Origin of the sequence: Streptomyces qinglanensis (genome assembly GCF_900111245.1) — a bacterium.
Lineage (GTDB): Bacteria > Actinomycetota > Actinomycetes > Streptomycetales > Streptomycetaceae > Streptomyces > Streptomyces qinglanensis.
This window is the reverse complement of the sequence record NZ_FOGO01000027.1, coordinates 1-14,073: the sequence shown is the minus strand read 5'-3', so window position 1 is coordinate 14,073 and position 14,073 is coordinate 1. Positions and strand designations below refer to the sequence as shown.

2 protein-coding genes are annotated in these 14,073 nt (G+C 72.1%); both read left to right on the top strand.

The genetic code is table 11. The features are described 5' to 3' along the window. Positions 1 to 12,411 (top strand): amino acid adenylation domain-containing protein (locus BMX65_RS30995; protein ID WP_425315517.1); only part of this gene is annotated, 12,411 nt, incomplete at its 5' end. A 22-nt stretch (positions 12,412 to 12,433) separates the two neighbouring features. Further along, the coding region (locus BMX65_RS30990; protein ID WP_244905685.1) for a condensation domain-containing protein at positions 12,434 to 14,073 on the top strand (1,640 nt) is incomplete at its 3' end.

The following is a 14,073-nucleotide window of genomic DNA, read 5'->3' as shown; positions in this document are numbered from 1 at the left end:
GTGGTGAACACGCGTGCCTATGTGCTGGACGAAGCGCTGCGGCGGGTGCCTGCCGGTGTGGTGGGTGAGCTGTATGTGTCGGGTGCGGGGTTGGCCCGCGGATACGGCGGCCGCTCCGGCCTGACCGCGGAGCGGTTCGTGGCCTCTCCGTTCGAGCCGGGTGTGCGGATGTATCGCACGGGTGACCTGGCGCGGTGGCGTGCGGATGGTCAGTTGGAGTTCGTGGGGCGTGCGGACGAGCAGGTCAAGCTTCGCGGATTCCGCATCGAGCCCGGAGAAATCGAGTCGCTGCTGGTCGGCTGCGAGGGCGTGCGCCAGGCGGCCGTCCTGGTCCGGGAGGACACACCCGGTGACCAGCGCCTCGCCGCCTACGTCGTACCGGACGCTCCGGACAGTGCCACCTCGCCTGATCCGGAGGCGCTGCTCGCTCACCTCGCCGAGCGGCTGCCCGAGCACATGGTGCCGTCGGCAGTGGTGGTGCTGGACAGGCTGCCGCTGACGCCCAACGACAAGCTGGACCGCAACGCCCTGCCCGCCCCCGACTATGCCGGGGCCGGCCCTGCAGGACGCGGCCCACGCAGCCCGCAGGAGGAGACGCTCTGCCGGCTGTTCGCCGAGATCCTGGAGCTGGAACAGGTCGGCATCGACGACAGCTTCTTCGAGCTCGGCGGACACTCCCTCCTCGCCACCCGGCTCGTCAGCCGGGTCCGCAGCGAGCTCGACGTCGAGATTCCCTTCCGGATCCTGTTCGAGGCACCGACGGTGGCCGGGCTCGTGGCGGCACTGGACTTCGGCGGCCCCACGCGCGACGCGCTGGCCCCCATGCCCCGACCCGAGACCGTGCCCCTGTCGTTCGCGCAGCGTCGGCTGTGGTTCCTGCACAAGCTGGAGGGACCCTCCGCCACCTACAACATGCCACTGCCGCTCCGGCTGCGGGGCACCGTGGATCCGGCGGCGATGCGGGCGGCCCTGCGGGACGCGGTCGGGCGGCACGAGTCGCTGCGTACCGTCTTCCCCGAGGCCGACGGTGAGCCGCAGCAGCGGGTCCTGGACCCGGCCGAGGCCGCCTTCGGCTGGGAGCACCGTCAGGTGACCGAGGCGGAGCTGCCGACGGTGCTGGACGAGGCAGCCCGCCATGCGTTCGACCTGACCGGGGACGTGCCGTTCCGGGCCGCGCTCTTCGAGATCGGGCCCGAGGACTGGGTGCTGCTGTTGCTGCTGCACCACATCGCCGGCGACGGCTGGTCCATGGGCCCGCTCGCCCGCGACGTGGTGACGGCCTACACGGAGCGCTGCCGGGGCCGGGCGCCGGTGTGGGAACCGCTGCCGGTGCAGTACGTGGACTACACGCTGTGGCAGCGGGAGCTGCTGGGAGCGGAGGACGACCCGGGGAGCCTCTACTCCCAGCAGGTGGACTACTGGCGCGGTCGGCTGGCGGGACTTCCGGAGCGGATCGCCCTGCCCGCCGACCGCTCCCGGACCTCTGCCGCCTCCTACGAGGGCGCTTCCGTCGACTTCGAGACGAGCGCGGAGGTGCATCAGCGCCTGGCCGACCTCGCCCGTGAGACGGGCGCGACGGTGCCGATGGTCGTGCAGGCGGCGCTGGCGGCGCTGCTCACCCGGCTGGGTGCGGGCACAGACGTTCCGCTGGGCTCGCCGATCGCCGGACGGATGGACAGCGCGCTGGACGATCTCGTCGGCTTCTTCGTGAACACGCTGGTGCTGCGCACGGACACCTCGGGCGATCCGAGCTTCCGGGAGCTGGTGGAGCGGGTGCGCGAGACGAACCTGGCGGCGTACGCGCATCAGGACGTCCCCTTCGACCACCTGGTGGAGCTGCTCAACCCGCGGCGCTCGTCCGCGCATCACCCGCTCTTCCAGGTCATGCTGGTGATGCAGGACAACCCCACCGGAGCGTTCGAGCTGCCCGGTCTGGACGTCGCCGGGGAGCCGGTCGACATCGAGACCGCCAAGGTCGACCTGTCGGTGAACGTGCTGGAGCGGCACAGCGGATCCGGCACGCCCGCGGGCATCGTCGGTGCGGTGAAGTACGCGACCGATCTCTTCGACCGCTCCACCGTGCGCAGCGTCCTGGACCGGTGGACGCGGCTCCTGGAGCAGGTGGCGGCCGACCCGTCGCTGACCGTCGGCCAACTGGAGCTGCTGGCCGAGGAAGAGCGCGGGCAGTTGCTGACCACCTGGAACGACACGGCCGTCGAGGTGCCGCAGGCGACACTCTTCGAACTGTTCGAGACCCAGGTCCGGCGCAGTTCCGATGCTGTGGCGCTGGTCTGCGGTGAGGAGTCCGTCTCCTACGGGGAGCTGAACGCGCGGGCCAACCGGCTGGCACACTGGCTGATCGGCCAGGGCGTGGGGCCGGAGAAGCTGGTGGGGGTGGAGCTGCCGCGCTCGGTGGAGATGGTGGTCGCCGTCCTGGCCGTGCTCAAGTCCGGCGGTGCCTACGTTCCGGTGGACCCCGAGTATCCGCGCGACCGGCGCGAGCTGATCCTTCGCGACGCGGCGCCCGCCCTCGTGCTCGACCAGGAAGCGCTCGCCCGCGACCTGGCCGGGGAGCCGGACACCGATCCCGAGATCGACGTCGAGATGGAACACCCGGCGTACGTCATCTACACCTCGGGCTCGACCGGCCGCCCCAAGGGTGTCGTCGTCGAGCACCGCGCCGTCGCCAACTACCTCAACTGGACCACGCACCACTACCCGGCGGCCAGGGGCGCCACGCTCGTGCCCACCTCGATCGCCTTCGACCTCACCGTCACCGGCCTCTACACCACCCTCGTGGTCGGCGGGCGCGTCTACTTGTCGGCCCTTGAGGACGCCCCGGCCGAAAGCGGCGGCGTGCCCGTGGCGCTGGCCAAGACCACACCCTCGCACCTGCCGATGCTGGGCGAACTGCCCCCGCACCGCTCGCCCGGCGAGATGCTGATTCTCGGCGGTGAGGCGCTGACAGCAGAGGCCCTGGCCCAGTGGCGCGCCGCGCACCGGAGGGTCACCGTCGTCAATGCGTACGGACCCACCGAGACCACCGTCAACTGCACCGAGTTCCGCATCGGCCCGAAGGAGAAGCTGCCCGCGGGAGCCGTCCCCATCGGGCGTCCCTTCTGGAACATGCGGGCCTACGTGCTCGACGCGCGCCTCGACCCGCTGCCGGCCGGCGCCGTCGGCGAGCTGTACATCTCCGGCGCCCAGCTGGCCCGCGGCTATCTGGGCCGCACCGGCCTGACGGCCGAGCGTTTCGTCGCCTGCCCCTTCGAGCCCGGTGCACGCATGTACCGCACCGGCGACCTGGCCAGATGGCGCGCCGACGGGCAGCTCGAATACGCCGGCCGCGCCGACGAGCAGGTCAAGGTGCGCGGGTTCCGCATCGAGCCGGGCGAGGTGGCCGCCGCACTGCTCGACCACCCCGACGTGGGACAGGCCGCCGTCGTGGCCCGCGAGACCGAGCGGGACGACACCCGCCTCGTCGGCTACGTCGTACCGGCCGCCGGCCCCTCCGCCGTCGATCCCGCGGTGCTCCGCGCACACGTCGCCGACCGGCTGCCGGAATTCATGGTTCCGGCCTCGGTCGTCGTCCTCGACGCGCTGCCACTGACCCCCAACGGCAAGCTGGACCGGCAGGCCCTGCCCGCCCCGGAGTTCACCGCGCTCAGCGACGGACGCGCCCCCCGCACGCCTCAGGAGGAGCTGCTCTGCGGACTGTTCGCGCAGGTCCTCGGCGTGGAGCGGGTGACAGTCGACGACAGCTTCTTCGACCTGGGCGGACACTCGCTGCTCGCCACCCGGCTGATCAGCCGGATTCGCGCGACCCTGGGCGCCGAGGTGCCGATCGCGTCGGTCTTCGAGTCGCCGACCGTGGCCGGGCTCAGCGCCCGCCTCGACGCCGGTGGCCCGACCCGCACCCCGCTCGCGCCCATGCCGCGGCCGGACACGATCCCGCTCTCCTTCGCGCAGCGCCGCCTGTGGTTCCTGCACCAGCTCGAAGGACCCTCTTCCGCGTACAACTGGCCGCTCGCGCTGCGCCTGTCCGCCGCGGTCGACCAAGACGCGCTGCGCGCGGCGCTGAACGACCTGGCGGTGCGGCACGAGTCACTGCGCACGGTCTTCACGGAGACGGACGGCGAGCCCCGTCCTGCTGTGCTCGACCCGTCCGAGGCCGCGGTCCGCCTCGACGTGGAGCAGGTGCCCTCCTCCTCGCTGCACCGGGCCGTGCAGCAGGCGATCGGCCACCGCTTCCGCCTCGACAGCGCACCCCCGGTGCGAGCCTGGCTGTTCCTGCCCTCCGCCGAGACCGCGCAGGACGGCACGGCCGCAGCCGAACCGGCCGAGCCGACCGGTCCGGTACTCGTCGTCCTGATGCACCACATCATCGGCGACGGCGCCTCCCGCGCCCCGCTGATGCGCGACCTCGGCCGCGCCTACGGTGCCCGACTGGCAGGCGCAGCGCCCGACTGGGAGCCGCTGCCCGTCCAGTACGCGGACTACTCGATCTGGCAGCAGCGGCTCCTGGGCGCGACGGACGAGCCGGACAGCCTGGCCGCACAGCAGCTCGCCTACTGGCGGGAAGCCCTCGACGGCATTCCGGCCCTCCTGGAGCTGCCCACGGACCGGCCGCGGCCCGCCGTCGCCGGCTACCGCGGCGACACCCTGGACTTCACCCTGGACGCCGAACTGCACGCCGCCCTGCGACAGGTGGCGACCGACTCCCGGGCGACGCTGTTCATGGTGGTGCAGACCGGCTTCGCCGCCCTGCTCTCCCGGCTCGGCGCCGGCCACGACATCCCGGTGGGCATCCCGATCGCGGGCCGGACCGACGAGGCCCTCGCCGACCTGGTGGGCTTCTTCGTCAACACCCTCGTGCTGCGCACCGACACCGGGGGCAACCCCCGCTTCGACGAAGTCCTCGACCGCGCCCGGGACACCGCGCTGAGCGCCTACGCCAACCAGGATCTGCCCTTCGAGTTCCTCGTGGAGGCGCTCAACCCGGTCCGCTCACAAGCCAGCAACGCGCTCTTCCAGGTCATGTTCCAGCTCCACAACGTGGCGGCCCCGACGCAGCAGTTGCACGACGTCGAAGCCGCGCCCTACCCGCTGGACGGCGACAACGCCAAGTTCGACCTCTTCCTCAGCCTCGCCGAGGCACAGGACGAGGAGGGGCGGCCCGCCGGGCTGAGCGGCACCCTGGAGTACGCCACCGAGCTGTTCGACCGCGCCACGGCAGAGCAGATCACCCGGCTCTACGAGAACCTGCTGCGTGCGGTGGCGGCCGACCCGGCGGTACGCATCGCCGACGCCGAACTGCTCTCCGACAAGGAGCTGTCCGAGGCCCTGGTGGACCGCAACGCCACCACCGCACCCGCCCCCGCAGCACTGGCGCACGCCCGCTTCGAACGGCAGGCGGCGCTGACCCCCGAAGCGCTCGCCGTACGCGCCGGGGACCAGACGGCCGACTACCGCCACCTGAACGGCCGCGCCAACCGGCTGGCGCGGCTGCTCCTCGACCGCGGAATCGGCCGCGAGAGCGTGGTCGCGCTGGCGCTGCCCCGCTCCGTCGACATGGTCGCGGCGCTCCTGGCCGTGCAGAAGGCGGGCGCGACCTACCTGCCGATGGACCCGGCACACCCCGCCGACCGGCTCGCCCATGTCCTCCGGGACGCCGCACCCGCCGCGCTCGTCACCACCGCGGACCTGCGGGAACACCTGCCCGCGGCGCGACCGGACCTCGTCGTCACCCTCGGCGACCCGGACGTGGAGCGGCAGCTCGCGGAGTGCGCACCCCGCGACATCACCGACGCCGACCGGCGCGCCCCGGTCCACCCGGCCGACGCCGCCTACGTCATCTACACCTCCGGCTCGACCGGTCGGCCCAAGGGCGTGGTGATCTCCTACGGGAGCCTCTCCCAGTTCCTCGACGCCGTCGGCGCCCGCCTCGGGTTCACCGCACGCGACCGGATGGTGGCCGCCACCACCCTCACCTTCGACATCGCCGCAGTGGAGTTCTACGCTCCGCTGCTGGCCGGTGCGAGCGTCGAGGTCGCCACCGACCGGGTCGGCAAGGACCCCGTCGCCCTGCACCGCCTCATCCGGGACAGCGGTGCCACCGTCTTCCAGGGCACCCCCTCGGTGTACCGCGCGATCCTCACCCACGACCCCGAGGGGCTGACCGGCGTCCGGCTCCTGGTCGGCGGCGAGGCGCTGTCCGCCTCGCTGGCCGAGCAACTGCACGCACAGGGCGGCGGAGCGGTCAATCTGTACGGACCGACCGAGGCCACCGTCTGGATCACCGCGAGTGAGGTGACCGGCCCGCCGCTGCCGCCGATGATCGGACGGCCGCTGCGCAACGCCCAGGTGTACGTCCTCGACTCACGGCTGCGCCCGGTGCCCGACGGCGTCCCCGGAGAGCTGTACCTGGCGGGCCCGTTCCTGGCCCGCGGCTACCTGGGGCGGCCCGCACTCAGCGCCGAGCGCTTCGTCGCCGACCCGCACGGTGCGCCCGGCACCCGCATGTACCGCACCGGCGACCTGGCCAGATGGCGTGCCGAAGGCGGACTCGAATTCGTCGGCCGCGCCGACGACCAGGTCAAGGTACGCGGATTCCGCATCGAGCCGGGCGAGGTCGAGGCCGCACTGTCCCGGCAGCCGGGGGTCGCCGAGGCCACCGTCCTGGTGCGGGGGGACGACGACACCCCGCAACTCGTCGGCTACGTCGTCCCCGACCAGGAGTGGACGCGGCACAGCGACGGCGCCGAGGACGGCCGCCGCGTCGCCTCCTGGCGGGAGGTCTACGAGTCTGTCTACCGCGACCAGGCCGACAGCGGAGGCTTCTGGGACGACTTCGGGATCTGGACGAGCAGCTACGACGGCTCCCCGATCCCCCTGACCGAGATGCACCAGTGGCGCTCCGCCGCCGTCGCGGAGATCCTCCGGCTCGCCCCGCGCCACGTCCTCGAACTGGGCGTCGGCAACGGGCTGATCCTCTCCCAGGTCGCGCCGCACTGCGACGCCTACTGGGGCACCGACTTCTCCGCCACGGCGGTCGAGGCCCTGCGCACGCGGACAGCCGAGCGGCCCGAGCTGGCCGGGCGCGTCGAACTGCGCGCCCAGGCCGCCGACGACACCACCGGCCTCCCCGAGGGCTTCTTCGACACCGTCGTCCTCAACTCCGTCGCCCAGTACTTCCCGCACGCCGACTACCTGGCCCGAGTCGTCCGCGAGAGCCTGCGGCTGCTGGCCCCCGGCGGTTCCCTCTTCCTCGGCGACATCCGCAACCTGCGGCTGCTGCGCCACCTCCAGGCCGGTGTCGTCGCCCACCGCCCTGAGGCCGGCTCCGCACCGCAGGAAGCACAGGCGCTCCTGGAACAGCGGATCAAGGAGGAGGAGGAACTGCTGCTGGCACCGGACTTCTTCGTGCTGCTCGGCGAGACCCTCCAGGACGTCGGCGGGGTCGAGATCCGCCTCAAGCGGGCCGAGTACGCCAACGAGCTGTCCCGCTACCGCTACGACGTCGTCGTCCACAAGACCCCGGCCGCCCCTGAGACCGCCGCCGACCTGCCGGAGCTGACCTGGGAGGCGGTGGGCGCCGACGCCGAGGGACTGTCGGCCGCGCTGCGCGCCCACCCTGCCGGGCTGCGCCTGGCCGATGTACCCAACGCCCGGCTGCGCGCCGACCACCTCGCGCTGCAGACCCTGGAAGGGGGCGGCCGACCGGCCGCGGAGTCCCCGGTCGGGCTCGATCCGGAGGCCGTGCACGGACTCGCGGCTGCGCTGGGCATGGAAGCCGTCACCACCTGGGCCGACTCCGGCCGGGACGACTGCTTCGACGCCGTCGTCAGGCCCGAGGGCACCGGCACTCCGGTGGCCGCCTACCGTGGCTGCGAGACCACCCGGGCCGCCGCACCGCACGCCAACAGCCCCGCCGCGCACCGGCGCACCGTCGAACTGAACCGGGAACTCCGCACCGGCCTGCGCACCTGGCTGCCGGAGTACATGGTCCCCACCGCCTTCGTGGTGCTCGACCGGCTGCCACTCACCCCGATCGGCAAGCTCGACCGCATGGCGCTGCCCGCTCCCGACTACCGGGCCCTGCAACAGGGCCGGGCGCCGCGCACCGCGCAGGAGACCACGCTGTGCGGGCTGTTCGCCGAGGTGCTGGGCCTGGAGCGGGTCGGGATCGACGACAGCTTCTTCGACCTGGGCGGCCACTCGCTGCTGGCCACCCGCCTGGTCAGCCGCATCCGCACGGTGTTCGGGGTGGAGATCGCCATCGGCACCGTGTTCGACGATCCGACCGTCGCCGGACTCGCCCAGCACCTGTCCGACGGTGAGCAGGCCCGCGCCGCATTGGTCCCGATGCCGCGGCCGCACCGCGTACCGCTGTCGTACGCACAGCGCCGACTGTGGTTCCTGCACAAACTGGAGGGACCGTCCGCCACCTACAACATGCCGCTCGCGTTGCGCCTCACCGGTCGCGTGGACCGGGAAGCACTTCACGCCGCACTGCTCGACGTCACCGCCCGGCACGAATCGCTGCGCACCGTCTTCCCCGAGGCCGACGACGAGCCGCACCAGGTGGTGCTCGCCCCGCACCGGACCACCGTCCCCTGGGAGACCCGCACGGTCACCGCGGACGAGCTCCCCCAGGCGCTCGGGGCCGCCGCACGCCACACCTTCGACCTCGCCACCGAGACACCCCTGCGGGCCTGGCTCTTCGAGGAGACGGACGCCGGGAGCGACACGTCCGTGCTGCTGGTGCTGATGCACCACATCGCCGCGGACGGCTGGTCCCTGGCCCCCCTCGCCAAGGACCTCGTCGCCGCCTACTCCGCACGCAGCGCGGGCCGTGCGCCCGCATGGGACGCCCTCCCCGTCCAGTACGCCGACTTCACCCTCTGGCAGCAGGAGGCACTGGGCCGCGAGGACGATCCGGACAGTGCCATCGCCCATCAGGTGGCGTTCTGGCGGAAGATGCTGGCCGGAGCTCCGGAGGAACTGAACCTGCCCACCACCCGGCCACGTCCCGACCGGCCCAGCCACCAGGGCGCGACCGTCACCGTCGAACTGCCCGCCCACGTCCACCGCGCACTGGCGGAACTGGCCTCCGCGTCCGGCGCCAGCGTCTTCATGACGCTCCAGGCCACCATGGCCGTCCTGCTGTCGAAGCTCGGAGCCGGTGACGACATCGTCATGGGCGCCCCGATCGCCGGACGCACCGACGAAGCGCTCGACGACCTGGTGGGCTTCTTCGTCAACACCCTGGTACTGCGCACCGACCTGTCCGGAAACCCCTCCTTCGAGGAGCTGCTCGGCCGCGTCCGGGAGACCGACCTGGCCGTCTACGCCCATCAGGACCTGGCCTTCGAACGGCTCGTGGAGATCATCAACCCGGACCGCTCGACATCCCGGCACCCGCTGTTCCAGGTCATGATGTCGCTGGCCAACACCGACCGCGCCGACTTGGCGCTGCCTGGCCTCGACGTCGCACCCCTCGACGCCGGAACCGGCGCCGCCAAGTTCGACCTGGATTTCACCTTCGGCGAGCACTTCACGGACGACGGCGCACCGGCCGGAGTGGCCGGACAGCTCCGGTACGCCACCGACCTGTTCGACCACGACGCCGCCACGGCACTCACCACCCGCCTGGTCCGGGTCGCCGAGGCGGTCGCCGCCGACCCGGAGCGGCCCGTCCGCGACATCGACGTCCTGAGCGCGGCCGAACGCCACCAAGTGCTGCACGAATGGAACGACACCGACTTCGAGATGCCCGCGAGCACCGTCGTGCAGCTCCTCCAGGACCGTGCCGAGGCGAGTCCGCACGCGGTGGCGGTGGAGGCCGGCGACGCACTCCTCACCTACGGGGAGCTCGACGAACGGGCCAACCAGCTCGCCCGCCACCTCATCGCGCTGGGCGCCGGACCGGAGCGGTTCGTCGCCCTCGCCGTGCCCAGCTCGGCCGCGATGCTGGTGGCGATGGTGGCGGTACTGAAATCCGGGGCGGGCTACCTGCCCCTCGACCTCGACCACCCGGCCGACCGCCTCGCCTACGCCCTCGACGACACCGCGCCGCTGTGTGTGCTCACCACGACCGAAGCGGCGCCGCAGCTCCCGGAGACGGCCCACCCCCGGCTGCTGCTGGACTCCCCGGAGACGGCGGCTGCCCTGGCCGGACTGCCGTCGCTCACGCTGTCCGACGCCGACCGCACGGCCCCGTTGCTGCCCCGGCACCCCGCCTACGTGATCTACACCTCGGGCTCCACGGGACGGCCCAAGGGCGTGGTCGTCGAGCACCACTCGGTGGCGAACTATGTCACCTGGGCGGTACGGCACTACCCGGCCGCGCGCGGCACCACACTGGCGCACTCCTCCCTCGCCTTCGACCTGACGGTCACCGCCCTCTACACCACCCTCGTCGGCGGCGGCCGTGTCCACCTGAGCAGCCTCCGCGAACTGGCCGGACGGGAGCCGGCCGACGGCGCCCCGGTGACACTGATGAAGGCGACCCCCTCGCACCTGCCGCTCCTGGAGGAGCTGCCCGTGGACTGGTCGCCCACCGAGACACTGATCCTCGGCGGCGAGGCCCTGACCGGCGAAGCCGTCGCCGCATGGCGGGACCGGCACCCCGCCGCCACCGTGATCAACGCCTACGGGCCGACCGAGCTGACCGTCAACTGCGCCCAGTTCGAGCTGGAGCCCGGCGCCGAGCAGCCGTCCGGACCGGTGCCGATCGGCCGCCCGTTCTGGAACATGCGCGCCTACGTCCTCGACACCGGGCTGCGGCCGGTACCGCCCGGCACGACAGGTGAGTTGTACGTGTCCGGAGCCCAGGTCGCCCGCGGCTATCTCGGCCGCCCGGGGCTGACCGCGGAGCGGTTCGTGCCGAGCCCGTTCGAGCCCGGTGTGCGGATGTACCGCACCGGGGACCTGGCGCGCAGGCGCCCCGACGGCCTGCTGGAGTTCGCGGGCCGCGCCGACGAGCAGGTCAAGGTGCGCGGCTTCCGCATCGAGCCGGCCGAGATCGCTGCCGCGCTCGGCTCGCACCCGTCGGTGCGACGGGCCGTGGCCGTCGCCCGCGAGGACGGCCCCGGCGGCGCCCGGCTCGTCGGCTACGTCGTCCCTGAGCGCGATGCGGCGGAGCCGGACGTGCGCGCGCTCCGTGCCCACGTCGCCGAACGGCTGCCGGAGTACATGGTCCCGGTTGCCGTGGTGGCCGTCGAGGACATACCGCTGACACCCAACGGCAAGCTCGACCGCGCCGCCCTGCCCGCACCCGACTTCACCGAAGCCGGCCGCGGCCGGGCACCGCGCACCCCGCACGAAGAAGTGCTGTGCAGCCTGTTCGCGGAGGTCTTGGAGCTGGAGCGGGTCGGGATCGACGACAGCTTCTTCGACCTGGGCGGACACTCGCTGCTCGCGGCGCGGCTGATGAGCCGGATCCGCGGCGTACTCGGCGTGGAACTGCCGCTGCGCACCCTCTTCGGCGCGCCCACCGCGGCAGGGCTGGCCGCCCGGCTGGAGACGGGCGGCGACGAGAGCGCCCTCGACGTGCTTCTCCCGCTGCGCCCGCAGGGCAGCGGCCGCCCCGTCTTCTGCGTCCACCCCGGCAGCGGCCTGGGCTGGTCCTACGCCGGTCTGCTGCAGTACCTCGACCGGGACACCCCGGTGTATGCCCTGCAGGCCCGCGCCCTGACGGGCGGAGAGCTTGCGAAGTCCGTCGAGGAGATGGCCGAGGACTACCTGGAGCAGATCCGGCGCGTCCAGCCCGAGGGGCCGTACCACCTTCTGGGCTGGTCGTTCGGCGGAGTCGTCGCCCACGCCGTCTCGGCACTGCTGGAGGAGCGCGGAGAGCAGGTCGCGCTGCTGGCGCTGCTGGACTGCTTCCCGGTGAACCCGGTCAGCCGTCGCGAGGTCGAGGAGTCGATGCCGAAGGTGCGGGTCGCCGACGTGCACCGGGCCATGCTGGGCCTCTTCGACATCGAACTCACCGACGAAGAGGCGGCGCAGCTCACCCACGAGACCACGGTGGAGCTGCTGACCACGAAGAACTCCGCCCTGGCCGGCCTCGGTGAGACCGAGGTCGCCGCCATGATGCACCTGACCATGAACCACACCCTCCTCGGCCTGGACAACAGGCCCAGGCCGGTCTCCGCGCCGACGCTGATCCTGGCCGCGACCGGAGGCGAGAACGACCATCAGCTCGAACCAGGGACGTGGGACCCCTATCTCACCGGCGCCGTCGAGTTCCAGAAGCTGAACCACCGGCACACCCACATGATGAACCCGGAACCCCTGCGGGAGATCGGTCCGCTCGTGGCCGAGAAGCTCCGGCAGGCCACGTCGCACTCCACGCCCCATCCCATGCCCTCTCCCACACCCCATCCCACATTCCACCCCACCGAGTGACCGACTGCCGGGGCGGCCGCTCATGAGCCGGCCCGAGCCGATGCAGCACGGATTCGACACCGCCAGAAGAGGGAGCGAGAAGTTGGACGCCAAGGCATCGTGCGAAGAGGCGCTGTGCGCCCTGTTCGCCGAGACGCTCGGCAGGGACCACGTCGGCCCCCACGACGACCTCTTCGAGCTCGGCGGTCATTCGCTGACGGCGATCAGGCTGCTCGTCCGGATCCGGGCCACCCTCGGCGAGGAGCTGAAGATCAAGGAGATCTTCGACTTCTCCACGCCCGCCGCGCTGGCCGGGCGGCTCACCGGAGCGGCCGACGACGGCGCGCGTGCCCCCCTCACCCGCGTCGAACGCCCCGACGTGGTGCCGCTGTCGTTCCCCCAGCGCCGCCTGTGGTTCCTGCACCGGATGGAAGGCCGCTCGGCGACCTACAACGTTCCGCTGGCCCTCCGCCTCACCGGCACTGTCGACGCCGAGGCGCTGCACGCGGCCCTGCTCGACGTCGTCGGCCGGCACGAGTCGCTCCGCACCGTGTTCCCCGACGTACACGGCGAGCCCTACCAGCTGATACGGGACCTGGATGAGGCCGACTTCCGGTGGGAGCGGCGTTCGGTGCCCGAGGCCGACATGGAGCGCACCCTGCGCGACGCGGCCCGCCACGGATTCGACCTCGCCACCGAGATCCCCTTCCGCGCCTGGCTGTTCGAGACGGACGCGGAGCACAGCACGCTGCTGCTGCTCATGCATCACATCGCGGGTGACGGCTGGTCGATGGCACCGCTGACGCGTGACGTGGTGGAGGCGTACACCGCCCGCGTCGAACAGCGCGATCCAGAGTGGTCCGAGCTGCCCGCGCAGTATGTCGACTACACGCTCTGGCAGCGCGACCGGCTCGGAGACGTCGACGACCCCGAGAGCGTCTACGCACAGCAACTCGACTACTGGCGTGCGGAGCTGGCGGGGCTGCCGGAGCAGGTGACCTTCCCCACCGACCGGCCCCGGCCGGCCACGGCCGGCTACGAGGGGATGCGGATCGATTTCGAGCTGGATGCTGAGCTGCATCGGGGTCTGGTGAGGTTGGCGCGGCGGTCGAACACGACGGTGTTCATGGTGTTGCAGGCCGGTATGGCGGCGCTGCTGACCCGTCTGGGTGCGGGGAGCGACATCGCGCTGGGCAGTGGCGTGGCCGGCCGTACGGACGAAGCGCTCGACGACCTCATCGGTCTCTTCGTCAACACCTACGTCCTGCGTACGGACACCTCGGGCGACCCTGCCTTCGAGGAGCTCCTCGCCCGGGTTCGGGAGCGCAGCATGAGTGCGCACGAGCACCAGGACGTGCCTTTCGAGGACTTGGTCGAGGCCCTCAACCCGCAGCGTTCCAGCAGCCACCATCCGCTGTTCCAGATCGCCATGGTGCTGCAGAACGCTCCGTCCGAGGACTTCCGCCTCCCGCACCTCCAGGTGAGCTCCGAGTTCATCAGCACCGACACCTCGCGCTTCGACTTGCTCGTCGAGATGTACGAACGGCACGACGCCGCGGGTGAGGTGGCGGGCATCGAGACCCTGGTGGAGTTCGCGACGGAGTTGTTCGATCGGGTGTCGGTTGAGGGGGTGTTGGCGCGGTGGGTGCGGTTGTTGGAGCAGGTGGTGGCGGATCCGTCGTT